Annotated in this window: 14 protein-coding genes and 1 riboswitch; of the genes, 4 read left to right on the top strand and 10 right to left on the bottom strand. The window is 74.9% G+C overall.

Features of this window, described 5'->3' with window-relative positions:
- Positions 1–157: 157 nt before the first annotated feature.
- Complete coding sequence (locus GWI24_RS24565) at positions 158–1057, top strand: SCO1860 family LAETG-anchored protein (protein WP_210948082.1); 900 nt, start codon at positions 158–160, stop codon at positions 1055–1057.
- Between the two features lie 406 nt (positions 1058–1463).
- Here the strand turns inward: GWI24_RS24565 and cobC are convergent, their stop codons facing one another.
- From cobC to GWI24_RS24515, 10 genes are all read right to left on the bottom strand, one after another.
- Positions 1464–2576 (bottom strand): Rv2231c family pyridoxal phosphate-dependent protein CobC, encoded by a 1113-nt coding sequence (gene cobC, locus GWI24_RS24560; RefSeq protein ID WP_210948080.1) that lies wholly within the window; start codon positions 2574–2576, stop codon positions 1464–1466.
- On the bottom strand, positions 2566–3402 hold the full coding sequence (locus GWI24_RS24555) for a sirohydrochlorin chelatase (RefSeq protein ID WP_210948079.1): 837 nt from the start codon (positions 3400–3402) through the stop codon (positions 2566–2568). Before GWI24_RS24555 ends, cobC begins: the two co-directional genes overlap by 11 nt.
- A 70-nt stretch (positions 3403–3472) precedes the next feature.
- Positions 3473–3973 (bottom strand): cobalamin biosynthesis protein, encoded by a 501-nt coding sequence (locus tag GWI24_RS24550; RefSeq protein ID WP_210948078.1) that lies wholly within the window; start codon positions 3971–3973, stop codon positions 3473–3475.
- Between the two features lie 19 nt (positions 3974–3992).
- Positions 3993–5444, bottom strand: a complete 1452-nt coding sequence (locus tag GWI24_RS24545) for a cobyrinate a,c-diamide synthase (protein ID WP_210948077.1) — start codon at positions 5442–5444, stop codon at positions 3993–3995.
- Positions 5438–6034, bottom strand: a complete 597-nt coding sequence (cobO, locus tag GWI24_RS24540) for a cob(I)yrinic acid a,c-diamide adenosyltransferase (protein WP_037949564.1) — start codon at positions 6032–6034, stop codon at positions 5438–5440. Before cobO ends, GWI24_RS24545 begins: the two co-directional genes overlap by 7 nt.
- Positions 6034–8172 (bottom strand): putative cobaltochelatase, encoded by a 2139-nt coding sequence (locus GWI24_RS24535; protein ID WP_210948076.1) that lies wholly within the window; start codon positions 8170–8172, stop codon positions 6034–6036. Before GWI24_RS24535 ends, cobO begins: the two co-directional genes overlap by 1 nt.
- 58 nt (positions 8173–8230) lie before the next feature.
- Positions 8231–9835, bottom strand: coding sequence for a cobyric acid synthase (locus GWI24_RS24530; protein ID WP_210948075.1), 1605 nt, complete (start codon positions 9833–9835; stop codon positions 8231–8233).
- Positions 9832–10815, bottom strand: a complete 984-nt coding sequence (locus GWI24_RS24525) for a cobalamin biosynthesis protein (RefSeq protein ID WP_210948074.1) — start codon at positions 10813–10815, stop codon at positions 9832–9834. Before GWI24_RS24525 ends, GWI24_RS24530 begins: the two co-directional genes overlap by 4 nt.
- Positions 10816–10980: 165 nt before the next feature.
- Positions 10981–11134, bottom strand: a riboswitch (cobalamin riboswitch).
- 187 nt (positions 11135–11321) lie between these two features.
- On the bottom strand, positions 11322–11573 hold the full coding sequence (locus tag GWI24_RS24520; RefSeq protein ID WP_210948073.1) for a hypothetical protein: 252 nt from the start codon (positions 11571–11573) through the stop codon (positions 11322–11324).
- Positions 11574–11586: 13 nt separating this feature from the next.
- Positions 11587–12864: an inorganic phosphate transporter gene (locus tag GWI24_RS24515; protein WP_210948072.1), complete on the bottom strand. Its 1278-nt coding sequence runs from the start codon at positions 12862–12864 to the stop codon at positions 11587–11589.
- Between the two features lie 351 nt (positions 12865–13215).
- On the opposite strand from GWI24_RS24515, the gene GWI24_RS24510 reads away from it, so the two are divergent.
- From GWI24_RS24510 to GWI24_RS24500, 3 genes are all read left to right on the top strand, one after another.
- Entirely contained in the window at positions 13216–13902 is a 687-nt protein-coding gene (locus GWI24_RS24510; protein ID WP_210948071.1) for a class II aldolase/adducin family protein, read from the top strand.
- A 94-nt stretch (positions 13903–13996) separates the two neighbouring features.
- The gene (locus tag GWI24_RS24505) at positions 13997–15124 is read left to right on the top strand and encodes an alpha/beta hydrolase (RefSeq protein WP_210948070.1); all 1128 of its coding nucleotides are present in this window, start codon (positions 13997–13999) and stop codon (positions 15122–15124) included.
- A 251-nt stretch (positions 15125–15375) separates the two neighbouring features.
- On the top strand, positions 15376–16751 hold a 1376-nt coding region (locus tag GWI24_RS24500), incomplete at its 3' end, for a hypothetical protein (protein ID WP_210948081.1).

Here is a 16751-nt window from a genome sequence, read left to right as displayed (position 1 = left end):
ACGGACATCATGTGTCTGCCTGTTTACCCTCGGTGCGCAAATATGGCGTGGTCGAGGCCGTCGGCGCCCGTGGAGTCCCCCGCGGCAGGCGCCGGCGGCTCCATGTCTCCTGTGGGGGTCAACTCACGTGTCCTGTTCCAGTAACACCTACTTCGGCATGCCCACCCGCCGTCTGGCGGCCGCCACCGCCGCTGCCGCGGTCTCCGTCCTGGGGCTGCTGCCCGCGGCGACCGCGCAGGCCGACACCGGTGCCACCACCGGTAAGGCGGGTGCGGTCGTGCTCCGCACCGATCTCGATGTCTCCCTGCTCAACAAGACCGTCAGCGCTCCGCTCTCGGTCGTGCTGAACGATGTGCACGCGCCCGCGACCGCCAGCAAGACGGCGCTCAGCGCGACCGTGGACGGCGTGGACGGGGGCCGGCCGTTCAATGTCCTGCGGGCCGATGTGGCCACCGCCCGGGCCGCCGCGGACAAGCAGCGCGCCGAGGGGTACTCCAACCTCGTCAACGCCCAGGTTCATGTCCCGGGCCTGGCCGCGGTGCCGCTGATCACGGTCGAGCAGGTGACCTCGAAGGCGGTGTGTGCCGTCGGGAAGCGGCCGACCGCTCACTCCAACCTGCTCGGCAGCGTCAGCGTGCTCGGTCAGAAGGTCACCCTGCGCACGAGCGGAACCACCACGGTCGATGTGCCGTCGCTCGGCCAGGTCCGGCTCGACCTGTCGCGGACGGCCACCACGTCGCGCACGGCGGCGGCCACGGCCCTCAACCTGAAGGTCTCCGTGAACCCGCTCAAGCTGAACGTCTCCGAGGTCGAGGGGCAAATCACCCTCGCCCGGGCGACCTGTGAGTCGCCCGTGGCCGCGGTGGTCGAGCCCAGCCCGAGCGTGGGCTCCCAGACCAAGCCCGAGCCCAAGCCGGAGCACCTGGCCGAGACCGGCGGCAGCTCGGCCACGCCGTACCTGGTGGCCGGAGGCGCCCTCCTGCTCGCCGTGGGCGGCGGCGCCGTCGTCCTCGCCCGCCGCCGCCGAGCCGCCGCCACCCGCGGCGACGCCGCCTGACGTCGCCTGGGCCGTTGGTCCCGGTGCCCGCGCCGGGCGGCGCGGGCACCGGGACCGGGGCGGCTGCGCGAACGGGTGCGGACGTCGGGCCGGGGGCCCGAGTGCCGGGGCCGGGGACGGATTCCGCGCCCGGGCCTCGGATGCCGGCACCGGGGCCCGGGTGCCGGGCCGGGGGACGGACTCCGGCCCGGGACATGGACGCCAGGCGGGATGTGGGCGCCGGGCCGGGATGTGGGCGCCGGGCCGGGACATGGGCTCCGGGCCCGGTCGTCGGGGCCGGGTGTGGGTGCCGGGTGTGGGTGCCGGACCCGGGCGCTGAGCATCGGGCGCGCCCGGGTGCCAGACCCGGTCACGAGGGCATGGGCGAGCCGTAGTTGACCGCCGCGCCGCGTCGCGCGGGGCGCGGTCAGGCGGCCGTGTCCGCTATCGCCTTCATCAAGGCGATGACGAAGCGATCCGTCGTGGCGCGGTCGCGGACGGCGAGCCGGAGCCACTCCGGGCCGAGGCCCGGGAAGGTGTCACCGCGGCGGACGGCGAAGCCCAGCTCCCGCAGCCGGGTGCGGATCGCCGCCGCGCCCGGCACACGTATCAGCAGAAACGGCCCGGCAGCCGGGCCGCACACCCGCACCTCGGCCGACTCCGCCAACTCGGCGAGCCGGTCGGCGAGATGGGCCCGGTCGGCGGCCGTACGGTCGGCGGCCCGGGCCGCCTCGGCGAGGGCGGACGGGGTGCAGCACGCCTCGGCCGCCGCCAGGGCCGGGCTGGACACCGGCCACAGCGGCTGGACCCGCTCCAGCGCCGTGACGGTTTCCGGCTCCGCCAGTACGTAGCCGATCCGCAGCCCCGCCAGGCCCCAGGTCTTGGTGAGGCTGCGCAGCACCACCAGCCCCGGCACATCGGTGCGGGCCGCCAGCGACTCCGACTCACCCGGGACGGCGTCCATGAACGCCTCGTCCACTACCAACGTCCGCCCCGGCCGGGCGAGCCCGGCCACGGCATCGGCCGGGTGCAGCACGGATGTGGGGTTGGTGGGGTTGCCGATCACCACCAGATCGGCGTCCTCCGGCACGGCCGCCGGGGTCAGCCGGAAGCCGTCCCGCTCATCGAGGACCACGCGCTCCACCGGGTGCCCCGCGTCCCGCAGCGCCGCCTCCGGCTCGGTGAACTGCGGATGCACCACCACCGGCCGTCGGGCCGGTATGGCACGGGCGAGCAGGACGAACGCCTCCGCGGCGCCCGCCGTCAGCAGCACCCGGCCGACCGGAAGCTCATGGCGCTCGGCGACCGCCTCCCGCGCCACCCGCCCGTCCGGATAGGCGGCCAACCCGTCGAGGGACGCGGCTATATGGGCCTTGAGCCAGTCCGGAGGTGTACCGGCCCGGACATTGACCGCGAGGTCCGTCAGGGCGGCGTCGGCACCCCGCACCTCCGCGTCCCCGTGATGCCGCAGATCGAACCCGGCGGACCCGCGATCGTCGGGCGGGGCAGCGGGCAGGTCCGCCGACGGCTCAGCGGACATCGGCGTGGGCGTCCGGATGCGCGAAGGCATGGGCCTCATCGCTGAACCCGGCGTGCTCGCTGGTGTCGGCCACCTCCTCATAGCGATCCATGACCAGGTCGGCCAACTCCCGCGCCGGGCCGATGACATCGGCCAGGACCACCTCGACCTCGGGGTAGGCGAGCCCCCAGCCCTCCGCCTGCTGCCGCACCCGCTCCAGGGCGTCACCCTCGAACAGGAAGTACGGCAGCACCACGACCCGCCGCGCCCCCAGCTTGGCGCAACGGTCCAGGCCGGAGGCCACATCCGGGGCGGCGAGCGAGGCGAAGGCCACCTCGACGCCCGCGAAGCCACGGCCCTCCCACAGCAGCCGGGCCGCGCGGTGCACCTCGGCGTTGGCCTCGGGGAGCGGCGAACCGTCGCCCACCAGCAGCACGGTCGTCTCCGCGCGGTCCGAGGGCAGCCGGGGCCGATTGCCCAGGGCCTCGTCGAGCCGCCGTTCCAGCAGGTTCAGCAGTGTGCGGTGCGGGCCGAGCGGCCGGGCGGAGGCGAACGAGGCGTCGGCGTGCCGCTCCGCCTCCTGGGCCAGCGCGGCGGCGATGCCGTCTCTTGGGGGAGCCGCAGGGATCAGCGTCATCGGGACGACCGCGAAGCGGGTCACCCCTTCCCCGACGAGCCGGGTGACCGCGTCGGACAGCGGGTGGCTGCCCGGTCCGGTGAGGCCACCCGCCACGGGCAGGTCCGGGTGGCGTGCGGCCAACTCCCTGACGAATGCCTGGAAGGCGGCGGCATGCCTTTCGTCTCGCGTGCCGATGCCTGCGATGAGCAGGGCGGGCGGGGTCGTCACGAGGTCTCCTTGGTGCAGGTGGTGCGGGGTGTCACGGTCGGCGGGGGGCGGGCTGTTCCGCCCCGAGACGTTACTGACCTGCGTCGGGGCCGTCGACGGCAGGTCTTCGCTGCCCGCCCTGCCCGGATTTGACCGCCGCCAGGCGGCGAGCGACGGCGCAGGTGGCCTTCCCGGGGCGGCCGTGTGGCGTGGACTTCCGCTTGGCGACGAGCAGTTGGCCACCCGGACCGGCGGCCAGCAGCGCGGCCGCCTCGGCGACCCCGGCCGTGCCCACGGCGGTGAGCGGTGCCGCGGACGGGTTCGGCACCTCCACCGCGGCCAGCGCGTCGGCCGGGTATCCGCACAGCGGCACCCCGAGCCGTTCGGCCGCCGTCAGCAGTCCGGCCTCCCCGGCCTTGGCCTCGACCGTGGCCAACTCGGATACACCGCGCGGGGAAAGGCCCGCCTCCGCCAGGGTGGCCTCGACCAGCCCGAGCACTTCGCCGGCGGATACGCCCCGGCCGGCCCCGACTCCGACGACAAGCGGTGCCGCGGGCGGGGGAGACGCCGTGCCCTGGCCGATGACCTCCACGTCAGCTCACCGCCTCGGCTCAACCGGCAGGGGGCGCACATCTGTCGACGAACCGGGCCGCCGCCCCTGGGACCGAGGCCCAGTGCACATGCAGATAGGAGGCATGCACATCTCCCTGTGCGAACCCTTCGGTACGACGCTCCGGGCGGACGAGCCCCCAGGCGGGCTCCGGCCCCGCTCCGGGCACGATGGCGGTGCGGTGGAACTCATGGCCGCGCACCCGTGTCCCCGCGGCGGCGAGTGAGGTGTCGGAGACGGCCACGGCCTCACGGTAGCCCAGCGTCAGACGTTCCGACATCCGTGCTTTCGCGGCCAGCACCCCGCACATCGGCTCCCCGTCCAGCGAATGCGCCAGATACAGCAGTCCGGCACATTCGGCGGCGATGGGCGCGCCGGACGCGGCGAGCCCGGCGACGGCGGTGCGCAGCGGCTCGTTCGCGGACAGCTCGGGGGCGTAGACCTCCGGGAAGCCGCCGCCGATCACCAGACCGCCGGTGCCCTCCGGGAGGCGCTCGTCCCGCAGCGGGTCGAAGGGGACGACCCGCGCCCCGGCCGCCGTGAGCAGCTCGGCGTGCTCCGCGTACGAGAAGGTGAACGCGGCCCCGCCCGCCACGGCGACCACCGGCCGCGCCGCCCGGTCGTCCCGGCCCCCGGCACCGGGGACGGCGTCCATCGCCCGGTGTATCTCCTCCTCCGGATCCCAGGCCCGCCCGGACAGCGGCGGTGCGCTGCGGGCCAGCGCCAGCAGCCCGTCGAGATCGCAGCCCTCCCGCACCCGCGCCGCCAGCGCGGCCGCCGAATCGACCGCCTCCGCATGGCGCTCGGCCACCGGCACCAGACCCAGATGGCGGCTCGGGGCCCGCACCGCCCGCGTCCGGCGCAGCGCGCCGAACACCGGCACCCCGCACCCCTCCAGCGCCTCGCGCAGCATGGCCTCGTGACGGTCCGAGGCGACCTTGTTGAGGATCACCCCCGCGACCCGCACCTCGGGGTCCCAGGAGGCGAAGCCATGCACCAGCGCGGCCACCGACCGCGACTGCGACGACGCGTCCACCACCAGCACCACCGGCGCCCGCAGCAGCTTGGCCACATGCGCCGTCGAGGCCAGCTCGCCCTGCCCGGCCGCCCCGTCGAACAGGCCCATCACCCCCTCGACCAGGGCCAGATCGCAGCCCGCCGCCCCATGCTGGAACAGCGGCGCGATCCGGTCCGGACCGCATAGATAGGCGTCCAGATTCCGGCCCGGGCGCGCGCCCCCGGTCCGCGACCGGCCGGCCCCCGAGGCGCCCGAAGAGGCGGCCGAGGAGATCGCCAGCGCGTGATAGCCAGGGTCGATGTAGTCCGGGCCGACCTTGTGCGGGGACACATCCAGACCGCGCTCCGCGAAGGCGGCCATCAGCCCCGCCGTGACCGTCGTCTTCCCGCTGCCGGAGGCGGGCGCCGCGATCACCAGGCGCGGGACACTCACCACTCGATGCCTCGCTGGCCCTTCTGGCCGGCGTCCATCGGATGCTTGACCTTGGACATGTCGGTGACCAGGTCGGCGAAGTCCAGCAGCTGCGCCGGTGCGTTACGCCCCGTGATGACCACGTGCTGCGTCCCGGGCCGGTCCCGCAACACCGCCACCACCTCGTCGGGATCCACCCAGCCCCAGTGCATCGGATACGCGAACTCGTCCAGCACATAGAGCCGGTATGTCTCCGCCGCGAGATCGCGCTTGACCTGCTCCCAGCCCTCGCGTGCGGCCTCCTCGCTGGAAGCCATGTCGCGCTGGACCCATGACCAGCCCTCGCCCATCTTGTGCCATGCGACGGTCCCCCCTTCGCCCGAGTCGCCGAGGACGCGCAGCGCGCGCTCCTCACCGACCCGCCATTTCGCGGACTTTACAAATTGGAATACACCGACCGGCCAGTTCTGGTTCCACGCCCGCAGCGCCAGCCCGAACGCCGCGGTCGACTTGCCCTTGCCCTGACCGGTGTGGACGAGCACCAGCGGACGGTTGCGGCGCTGGCGGGTGGTCAGCCCGTCGTCCGGCACGACGGTCGGTTGTCCTTGCGGCATCAGGCGGCCCTCCGAGGGTTCGAAACGGTTCGTACATCGCGCACCAGCGCGGTCACGCTGTCCGCGCGCAGCTCGTCGAGTGTCACCGGCGTGCCCCGCAGTTCGCGGGCGAGCGCGCCCGCGAGCCCCAGCCGCACCGGCCCCGACTCGCAGTCCACGACCACCGAGGCGACCCCGTCGCCCGCGAGCATCCGCGCCGCGCGCCCGGCCCGCTCGACCGGCGTGGGACCGCCGGACCGGCGCGCCTCCGTGGCCCGCCCGTCGGTCACCACGACCAGCAGCGGACGGCGTGCGGGATCCCGCAGCCGCTCCACCCGCAGCACCTCCCGGGCCTTCAACAGCCCGGCCGCCAGCGGCGTACGGCCGCCCGTCGGCAGCCGCTCCAGCCGTGCGGCGGCCGTGTCCACCGACGAGGTGGGCGGCAGCGCCAGCTCGGCGTCCGCGCCCCGGAAGGTGATCAGCCCGACCTTGTCCCGCCGCTGGTAGGCGTCGAGCAGCAGCGACAGCACCGCGCCCTTGATCGCGCTCATCCGCTTGCGCGCGGCCATCGAGCCCGACGCGTCCACCACGAAAAGCACGAGATTGCCCTCCCGGCCCTCGCGCACCGCCTCGCGCAGATCGTCCCGGCGCACCAGCAGCCCGGGGCCGCGCCGTCCGCGTGCCAGCTGATGCGGGGCGGCCGCCCGGACGGTCGCCGACAGATGCAGCGCGGAGAGCGTCCCCCGCGGGCGGCGCGCTCCGGTGGTGCGGCCGTGCGCGCTGCGGGCGCGTGAGCGACGGCCTGCCGCGCCCTCGCCCAGGCCGGGGACGTCGAGCCGCCGGGTCCGGAACGGTTCGGCGGCGCCCACGGCCGCCCGCTCACCGCCTGCCCCGCCCGCCCCGTCGTCCGCTTCGCCCGGCCCACTGTCGACGTCGGCCGGGGCGGAGTCGGGCTCGCGGTCGGCCGCCTCGTGCTCACCCGTGCGCTGGTCGGGTACGGACGGCTCGGGTTCGGCGGGCGGCGCCTGCTCCCGCGCCCCGTCACCCGCGCCCTCCTGGGGCCCGTCCTCGGGGCCGCCCGGGTCGTCCGGCCCGGAGCCGCCCGGCCCGTCCTCGGGGCCCGGGTCCGGATCCGGCTCCGGGTCGTCCTCCTCGAACTGCCGCAGGATCTCGTCGAGTTTGTCCTCGTCGAGGCCCGGCGCGTCGAACGGCGCCCGCCGCCTGCGGTGGGGGAGCGACAGCAGCGCGGCCCCCCGTACGTCCTCGGTCCGGACGTCGGTGCGCCCCGCCCAGGCGGCCAGCGCGGTCGCCGTACGGGCCGTCACGATGTCCGCGCGCATCCCGTCCACCTCGAACCCGGCGCACACCGCCGCGATCTGCCGCAGCGCGCGGTCGCCGAGAGCCACCCGCGGCAGCAGCGCGCGGGCCGCCGCGATGCGCTCCCGCAGGGCCTCCTCGTCCGCCGCCCAGCGCGCCGCGAACCCCTCGGGGTCCTCGTCGTACGCCAGCCGCCGCCGCACCACCTCGACCCGCTCCTCGGTGTCCCGGGACGCCGCGACCTCCACCGTGAGGCCGAAGCGGTCCAGCAGCTGCGGCCGCAGCTCGCCCTCTTCGGGGTTCATGGTGCCCACCAGGAGGAAGCGCGCCGCGTGCCGTACGGACACCCCCTCGCGCTCCACGTAGGAGGCGCCCATGGCGGCCGCGTCGAGCAGCAGGTCGATCAGATGGTCGTGCAGCAGATTGACCTCGTCGACGTAGAGCACCCCGCGGTGGGCGTCCGCGAGCAGCCCGGGCTCGAACGCCTTCACGCCGTCCGACAGCGCCCGCTCGATGTCGAGCGCGCCCACCAGCCGGTCCTCGGAGGCGCCCACGGGCAGTTCGACCATCCGCGCGGGGCGCGCCTCGCCCGTACCCGGCTCATGGGGCCCGTCCGGGCAGGACGGGTCGGGCGCGGCCGGATCGCAGGAGAACCGGCACCCGGCCACCACGTCCACCTCGGGCAGCAGCGAGGCGATCGCTCTGACGGCGGTGCTCTTGGCCGTGCCCTTCTCGCCGCGCACCAGGACGCCGCCCACGGCGGGCGAGACGGCGTTGAGGAGCAGGGCGAGCCGTAGGCCGTCCATGCCGACGATCGCGCTGAAGGGGTAGGTGGTGGTCACGCGGCGATACCTCCTGGGGTGCGTGGGCACAGCGGTCCGGTGTGGGCGTGGGGGGTCGTCATGTCGTCTCCCCTGGCGCCCCCGGAGGGACGAACGGCAGGCCCTCCGGGACGCCCTCCTCGATGAGCCGCAGCAGCGCGTCCGTGTCGGCGTGCTCCTCGATCAGGTCGCCGAGGCGGTCGAGCTGCTCCTCGCGCAGCTCGCCGAAGCGGGTGTCCGGCGCGGGGACGAACGCCCGGCCCGCCGCGGCGGCCACCCGCCGCAGAAACGCCCGCCGGAAGCCGTCGCTCTCCAGCGAGCCGTGCCAGTGCGTGCCCCACACCGAGCCCACCCGGCAGCCGTCCAGGAAGGGCTCCTCGGCCCCGTCCAGCAGCTCGGCGACCCCGTGGTGGATCTCATAGCCCTCCACCCGCTCGCCGAGCGCCTCGCCCACCGGCCGGGCCAGGGTCTTCTCGGCCGCGAACCGCACCCGCACCGGCAGCAGCCCGAGCCCGGCGACCGTCCCGGCCTTCGACTCGACCTCGTCCTCGATGCGCTCGCCGAGCGCCTGGAAGCCGCCGCAGACGCCCAGCACCGGACGGCCCTCGGCGGCCCGCCGGGCGATCGCGTCGGCCAGCCCGCGCTCACGCAGCCACTCCAGCGCCCTTACGGTGCCCCGGGTGCCCGGCAGCACCACCAGGTCGGCGTCGGCCAGCTCCTCGGGCCGGTCCACGAACCGCACGATCACACCCGGCTCTGCCGCCAGCGCGTCCACGTCCGTGAAGTTGGACATCAGCGGCACGGCGGCCACCGCGATCCGCAGGACATCCGCGCCGTAAGGGGGCGCCACGACGCTCTCCCGCACCGCGCCGCGCAGCGACACCCGCAGTCCGTCCTCCTCGTCGATCCCCAGCCCGTGGGCGAACGGGAGCACCCCGACGGTCGGGCGCCCGGTGAGGTCGCGCAGCGTCTCCAGACCGGGCTCCAGAAGGCTCACATCGCCGCGGAACTTGTTCACCAGGTAGGCGGCCACATGCCGTTGGTCCGCGGCCGACAGCAGCGCGGTCGTGCCGAAGAAGGACGCGAAGACGCCACCGCGGTCGATGTCCCCGACCACCACGACCGGAAGCCCGGCGGCGCGCGCCAGGCCCATGTTGACGATGTCGGTGCGGCGCAGATTGATCTCGGCCGGGCTGCCCGCGCCCTCGCAGATCACCGCGTCATGGGCGCTCCGCAGCTCCTCCAGGCACTCCGTGACGGTCCCCAGCAGCGCCTCCCGCCCCGCGGAGGGCTTCTCGCCGGGCGAGGGTGCTCCGGGCCCGCCGAAGTACCCGCGCGCGCTCAGCTCGCCCACCGGCTTGCCCAGCAGCACCACTTGGCTGCTGCGGTCGCTGCCCGGCTTCAGCAGGACCGGGTTCATCAGCGCGCTCGGCTCGACACGCGCGGCGGTGGCCTGCATGGCCTGTGCCCGCCCGATCTCCGCCCCCTCCCGGGTGACGAAGGAGTTGAGCGACATGTTCTGCGCCTTGAAGGGAGCCACGCTGACGCCCTTACGGGCGAGCCACCGGCAGATCCCGGCCGTCACCACGCTCTTGCCCGCGTCGGAGGTCGTACCCGCGACGAGCAGCCCCCCGCCGCGTGCCCCGGAACCGTCCGTGCCGCCCTTACCGCGTATCCCGCTCATCCGTCACCCCTTCCCAAGGCCCGGGGTCGCCCCGTCAACGCCCTCAGGACCGGCCGGGCCGCTATGGACACCCCGAGGGCCAGGACGCCGACGCGCCGCGACAGCCGTATGGCCCGCTCGATGTCGGCCGACTCCACCGGCCGCCCGCCGGAGTTGAGTACCGGCCGGTGCTCGACCCGGCCGCCGTACGCGAGGGTGCCGCCCAGCCGGACGCCGAGCGCGCCCGCGAAGGACGCCTCCACGGGGCCCGCGTTGGGGCTCGGATGGCGCCGGCCGTCCCGCCGCCAGGCGCGCCAGGCACCGCGCGGATCGGGGCCCGCGAGCGTCGCCAGGGTCGCCGTAAGGCGCGCGCCGGGCCAGCCGGCCACATCGTCCAGCCGGGCCGCCGCCCAGCCGAACCGCCGGTAGCGCGGCGACTTGTGGCCCACCATGGCGTCCAGGGTGTTGACCGCGCGGAATCCTATGAGCCCCGGCACACCGCCCACGGCGCCCCACACCAGCGCGCCCACGACGGCGTCGGAGGTGTTCTCGGCCACCGATTCGACCACCGCGCGGGCGATCCGCGGCCCGTCCAGCGCCTGCGGATCGCGGCCGCACAGATGCGGCAGCCGCTCCCGGGCGACCTCGAGGTCCCCGGCGGCCAGTGCCCCGCCGACGGCCCGGGCCTCACGGCCCAGGCTCGTGCCGCCCAGCACAGCCCAGGTGGCGGCGGCGGTCAGCGCGACCTCCGCGCCGCGGCGGCGGCCCAGGGCCCGTACGGCGCGGGTCAGCAGCGCGGCACCGGCGGCCGCGCCGCCCGCGCACAACGCGGTGTGCAGGGCCCCGTAGCCCCGGTGGTCGCGCCACAGCCGGCGCTCGGCGGCCGCGGCGGCACGCCCGAACGCGGCCACCGGATGGCCGCGGCGCGGATCACCCGTGGCCAGGTCGCCGAGGAAGCCGAGGACCGCACCGCACGCGAACGAGGCGTGGTCGGCACGCATCCGTCAGGCCGCCGTCACGCCTCGGCGCGGCGATACGGAACCAGACGGGCCGGAGAGGCCGGAAGAGTCGAATCGGACAGGGAGGGCTGGCGGCGTGGCGATGCCGGGCATGGCGGTATGTCCTCACTCAGGGTCCTCGCCCTGGTTCGACGTGACCGGCGGTGAGAGTCTCCTGGCTCCCGGATCCGCGGCCCTCCCGGTCTTCCAGCCCCGCGTACGCGACGAACCGTACGGACGAGCCGTGACCCCATACAGGCGATGGGAAGGTGCTCCCCGGTGACAGTGGCGGGACCGCGCCGGATTCTCACCGGCTTCCTCTCCTGCCGCCGTTTGGCTCGGGAAGTCCACCATGGGCCGCGAATGGCCGTCAACTCGCATATGACCCATGACGCCCGAGTGTGCCGAGCCACACAGACAACCGCCCCTCACAGGACGGCCGCCGGACGGTCGGCGCTGGTCAGCGCCACCATCCGGCGGCCGGTGGGTCGTTCGGGGAAGCGGGGTCCTCAGGCGACGATCAGATAGATGCCGTACGCCACGACCGCGGCGCACACCGCGAAGCAGGCGTACGCGCCGGTGCGCGCGAGCGGTGAGCCGCCCACCGCGCCCCCGGGCACGGCGGCGGCCGTGCCGCCCTGCTCCGGCGCCGCCTTACGGGAGGTGCCGACGATGCCCAGGGTGAAGACGCCCACCATGGCGACCGTCACCGCGAGGCTGATGCCGAAGACCTGGCCGAGTGCCGCCCAGTCGATGCTCATGTTTCCTGGCTCCTTAGCGGGTGGTGCTGCTCGCGGCGGCGGGGGTGGGGGTCTGCTCGGGTGTGTTCTCCGAGGTGACGTCCTCGGGGGCGGCGCTCGCCGCTTCGGGGGCGGCGCTCGCCGCACCGGCGGGCGGCGGGGCCACGGACCGCAGGGCGGCCGTGACGGCGCCCACCGGCTCCTGGGCGCCGACCTCGTTGACGTTGGTGTGGTCCACGGGCTTGCGGCGCGACAGCATCCAGATCGCCCCGCAGGCCAGGACGGCGAGCACGGCCACCGCCGTGATTCCCGCGTTCCCCTGGTCGGCCAGGAGCGCGGCGGCGCCCGCCACCAGTCCGGCGGCCGGCAGGGTCAGCACCCAGGCGACCACCATGCGGCCCGCGGTCGACCAGCGCACCACGGCGCCCTTACGGCCGACACCCGCGCCCATGACGGCGCCGGAGCAGACCTGGGTGGTGGACAGCGCGAAGCCGATGTGGGAGGAGGCGAGGATGACGGTGGCGGCGCCGGTCTGGGCGGCGAAGCCCTGCGGCGGCTGGATGTCGGTGATGCCCTTGCCCATGGTGCGGATGATGCGCCAGCCGCCCAGGTAGGTGCCGAGCGCGATGGCCAGGCCCGCCGAGACGATGACCCACAGCGGCGGGTCGGAGTCGGGCGCCACCACGTCCCCGGTGACCAGAGCCAGGGTGATCACGCCCATCGTCTTCTGGGCGTCGTTGGTGCCGTGGGCCAGGGAGACCAGGGCGGCCGAGGCGATCTGTCCCGCGCGGTAGCCCTTCGCGGTGTCCTCCGGGGAGCGGTCGCGGCCGAGCCGGTAGGTGAGCCGGGTGGCGGCCAGCGTGGCGATGCCGGCCACGATCGGCGCGGCGACGGCGGGGATCAGGACCTTCATGACGATCGCGTCGCCGTTGACCCCGTCCAGGCCCACGGAGACCACGGTGGCGCCGATCAGACCGCCGAACAGGGCATGCGAGGAGCTCGAGGGGAGTCCGGCGAGCCACGTCACCAGATTCCACAGGATCGCGCCGACGAGTCCCGCGAAGATCACTTCTGGCTGGATACCGGATCCCTCGTCGATGATCCCGCCGGAGATGGTCTTGGCCACCTCCACGGACAGGAACGCGCCGACGAGATTGAGGACGGCCGACATCGCCACCGCCACCCTGGGCCCGAGTGCTCCCGTGGAGATGGTGGTGGCCATGGCGTTAGCCGTGTCGTGAAAGCCGTTCGTGAAGTCGAACACCAAGGCCGTGACGATCACGATCCCGATGAGAAGCGTGATGTGTTCCATACACCCGGTCAATCAGTTCGAAGGTCGTTAGTGGCACGGTGAACGTAAGGAAACAGGGTGAACGGGAGATGAACTGAGCAGGGCATCGGAGTGACATGGTTGCGGGGTCGCTAAAACCCAGTGAATTCCAGCCTACGTTCCCATGCCGTACGGGAGTTGAGCCGCGATCGAGGGCCACCGGAGCAGGCCCCGGAACCGGCCCCGCGGCCGCCCGCTGTCCCCCCGCGTTCACCCGCCCGGAGTCGGGTGCCCACGAGGCACGGTCGTAGTCGCCCGCCGCGCCCGTTGCCGGTCCCGCCGCCGCGCGGCCGGCGGCCGCCTGGAAGGATCGGGCCTCGGAGGTGAGGGCAGGTGACCCAGTCGCGATCCACGCGGCAGCCGCAGCCGCGGCTGACCCATCCCCTGCGGCAGGCATGGACGCAGGTGGTGAGCACGGCCCGCAGGACCACCGCCGACGGCCTGGTCGTCGGCACCTCGGGCAATGTCTCGGCCCGGGTCGGCGACACCGTCCTGGTGACCCCGAGCGGCGTCCCCTACGACCGGCTCGGCCCCAGGGACGCCGTCGCCGTCGACCTTGACGGACAGCAGATCCTCGGCACGCTGAAGCCCACCAGCGAGCTGCCCATGCACCTCGCGATCTACCGGGAGACCGACGCCGGGGCCGTGGTCCACACCCACGCCGTCCACGCCACGGCCGTCTCCACGCTCGTCGACGAGCTCCCCGCGATCCACTACATGACCGCCGCCCTCGGCGGCCCGGTCCGCGTCGCGCCCTACGCGCTCTACGGCACGGACGAACTGGCCGACGCCATGCTCGAGGCGCTGCGCGACCGCAGCGGCTGTCTGCTGCGCAACCACGGCACCGTCGTCCACGGCGCCACCCTGGACCAGGCGTACGACCGCACCGCCCAGCTCGAATGGATGTGCCGGGTCTGGCTCACCGCGGTCTCCGTCCCCGGCCGCACCCCCTCCCTGATCCCGCCGGACGAGATGCGGCGCGCCGCCGAGAAGCTGAGCGGCTACGGCCAGAAGGGCTGAGCCCGCCCGGCACGCACCCGGGCCCCGGCCGGGCGGTCACCCGGCCGGGCACGCCCGCTGGCCGGGGGCCGCCTCCCCGACCACACTGGGAGGGATGCGTCTGCGAACAACGGCGGTCGCGGCCGCCACCACCCTGCTGAGTGTCGGCGTGGCCGCGGTGGCGGCCGGACGGTACGCCACCGGCGCTGCGCTGAAACCGGTCCCCAACCGTCCGCTGCCGAACGAGGCGCCGCTGACCGTCCACGCGACCGCGGCCGGCCAGATCACCCTGACCCGCTCGCTCGCCTCGCTGCGCCCCGGCACCTACGGCCTCACCGGCCGCTCCTGTCACGCCGTCGTCGGCCCCGTCATCGAGGACGCCCCGCACCCCGCCGACTGCGTCGTACGCCGACTGGAGCGGGTCACCCACGGCGAGCTCACCCCCGGCACCCGGGTCCGGCTGACCCCCCAGGTGCACATCGGCAACCCACGGGACGCGCTCGGCATCGACCACGCCGACGTGGACGTGCCCGCCGAACTCGGTCCGCTGCCCGCCTGGTTCATCCCCGGCGAACGCTCCACATGGGTGATCACCACCCATGGCCTCGGCACCACCCGTGAGCACCCTATGGTCCTCATGCCCTTCCTGCGGCAGCTGCGGGTGCCGGTGCTCGACCTCGCCTACCGCGGTGACCCCGGCGCCCCGCGCTCCGAGGACGGCATATCCCACCTCGGCGACACCGAGTGGCGCGACCTGGACGCGGCCATCCGCTACGCGGTGGCCTACGGGGCGACCGGGGTCGTGCTGCACGGCTGGTCCATCGGTGCCTCGATGGCCCTCCACGCCGCCGCGAACTCCGCGCTGCGGCACCGCGTCATCGGGCTCGTCCTGGACTCCCCGGTGCTCGACTGGCAGGCCACCCTGCGCGCCCTCGCCGCGGCCCGCGGCATCCCCGCGCCGCTGCTCCCGCTCGCCCTGCGCGCCGCCGAGGGGCGCACCGGACTCCACGACAGCAGGCTCCCGGAGGTGGCCGACCCGGAGCGGCTGTCCGTGCCCACGCTCGTCGCCCACGGCCCCGACGACACCCTCGCGCCCTGGCACGTCTCGCGTGAACTCGTCGATCGACGGCGCGATCTGGTGACCCTTCACACGGTGCGGCAGGCCCCGCACGCGGCCATGTGGAACGCGGATCCCCAGGCGTACGAGGAGGCGCTGCGGCGCTTTCTGGTACCGCTCCTGTAGTGCTCGTAAGGCGGTCTCCCGCGCCGTCCGACCTCTTGTAGCGCCCGTAAGGCGATCGCGAAAGCGCGTGCGGGGCGGCGCGGGAAGCGTTCGCGGGGCGGCGGCGGAAGCGTTCGTAAGATGGCGTGAACCCTTCGCGGCGACCGCCGGACGGGTGCCGATTGGGCTTTCGGGCCGTCAACGGCGAGACTGCTTCCGTGACGTCCCGTACTCCGCGCGACTCCCGGCTCCGACTTGTCCGCAACCGGCCGATGGCCACGGCCCGCCGGCCCGCGGTGAACCGCGGCTCAAGACCGGCGCCCCGTCCGCCGGAGGGCACTCCGCCCCCGTCGGAGCTGGCCCGGCAGGCCAGGGCGGGGCTCACCGGGGCCGTGGCGATCGCCCACTGGGCCGCGGCCGAGCACGGCGCGCCCGGCGCGCTGTCCGACGAGGCCGCCGCCCGCGCCGCCGAGGCGCTCGGGGTGAGCGAGCGGGAGGTGCGGACCGACTGGGACCGCGCCCGCCTCATCGGCCTCATCGAGCACCACGCGGGCACCACCCGCCCCGGCTGGCGGCTCCAGGCGTGGGACCGGGACGACAGCGCCGTGCTGCGGGGCTGGGTCGCGCTCCTGGACGCGTGGTCCCTGGCCTGCCCCGCCCCCGAGACGGCCGAGCCGACAGCGGTCGCCGAAGTCGTCGAGGCCGTACCGCAGCTGCTCTCCCTGCTCCAGCTCTCGGCGGGCCCCGTGCAGATCTCCGCCCTGCTGGACATGCTCCGGCAGCGGGTCGCCGAGCTGCGCACCGAGCGGTGCGAGGTCCCCCAGGAAGCCATGGAGCCCCGGGAGCCCGCCGGGGGCGCCGCGAGCGCCGACGACGCCGAGGGCGCAGAGGACACCGCCACCCTGGAGGGGCTGCTCGACTGGGCCCTGGACGCCCTCTCGTCCGTCGGGGCGCTCACGGTGCGGCAGGAACCCCAGGAGGGGCCGGACGGGCCGGAGGGCGCCGGGAGCGCGGCCGACGACGCCAAGGGCGACAGGCGGGAGGCCGAGCTGACCGCGCTCGGCAACTGGGCGGTGTGGGTCAAGCTCGAGCAGATCTGCGTCGCCGCCCAGAGCCCGGCCGGGAACATCGAGCAGCCCGCCGCCGACATGCTGCGTGGCTGCGCGGGCCTGACCCCGGGCCCCGCCCGCGCCGAGTACCGCGCCTGGCTGGCCGCCCGCCCCGTCGGCAGCGCCGTCGTCGAGCTCATCGACGCGGCGCGCGGCGACGACGCGCTGCTGCGCGGGCTCGCCTTCGAGGCGCTGCGCGTCGTCGGGGCGCCCGCCGAGCCCAACGTGCGGGCCGTCGTCGACGAATCGTGTCTGCGGCCGTACGCGCTTCTGTGGCTCGCCGAGCACGAGGGCGCCGACCCGGACGAGGCGCTGGACGCGCTCACCCGCGAGGAGGCCACCTGGCTGTGGGTGGACACCGCTGCGGCCATCTCCGACCACGGGGAGAGCCCGCTGCTCGTCCGCCACCTGGAGTCCGCCGTCCAGGGCACCGTGCCCGCGCTGCTGGCGGAGGTACGGGCCGTTGGGCACCCCCGCACCGTGCAGGTCCTGGTGGCGCTGGCCGCGGCGCACCCCGATCCGGCCCTGGCCAAGGCGGT

This window comes from Streptomyces sp. MK37H (genome assembly GCF_018035285.1).
GTDB lineage: Bacteria > Actinomycetota > Actinomycetes > Streptomycetales > Streptomycetaceae > Streptomyces > Streptomyces endocoffeicus.
The sequence above is the reverse complement of the archived record's forward strand: the minus strand, read 5'-3'. Positions and strand labels throughout refer to the sequence as shown.

Excerpts from the sequence above, each read along its gene's own strand:
- GWI24_RS24505 (WP_210948070.1), top strand. The coding sequence starts at position 13,997 with ATGCGTCTGCGAACAACGGCGGTCGCGGCCGCCACCACCCTGCTGAGT.
- GWI24_RS24565 (WP_210948082.1), top strand. The coding sequence starts at position 158 with ATGCCCACCCGCCGTCTGGCGGCCGCCACCGCCGCTGCCGCGGTCTCC.
- GWI24_RS24520 (WP_210948073.1), bottom strand. The coding sequence starts at position 11,573 with ATGAGCATCGACTGGGCGGCACTCGGCCAGGTCTTCGGCATCAGCCTC.
- GWI24_RS24530 (WP_210948075.1), bottom strand. The coding sequence starts at position 9,835 with ATGAGCGGGATACGCGGTAAGGGCGGCACGGACGGTTCCGGGGCACGC.
- GWI24_RS24515 (WP_210948072.1), bottom strand. The coding sequence starts at position 12,864 with ATGGAACACATCACGCTTCTCATCGGGATCGTGATCGTCACGGCCTTG.
- cobO (WP_037949564.1), bottom strand. The coding sequence starts at position 6,034 with ATGCCGCAAGGACAACCGACCGTCGTGCCGGACGACGGGCTGACCACC.
- cobC (WP_210948080.1), bottom strand. The coding sequence starts at position 2,576 with ATGTCCGCTGAGCCGTCGGCGGACCTGCCCGCTGCCCCGCCCGACGAT.
- GWI24_RS24525 (WP_210948074.1), bottom strand. The coding sequence starts at position 10,815 with ATGCGTGCCGACCACGCCTCGTTCGCGTGCGGTGCGGTCCTCGGCTTC.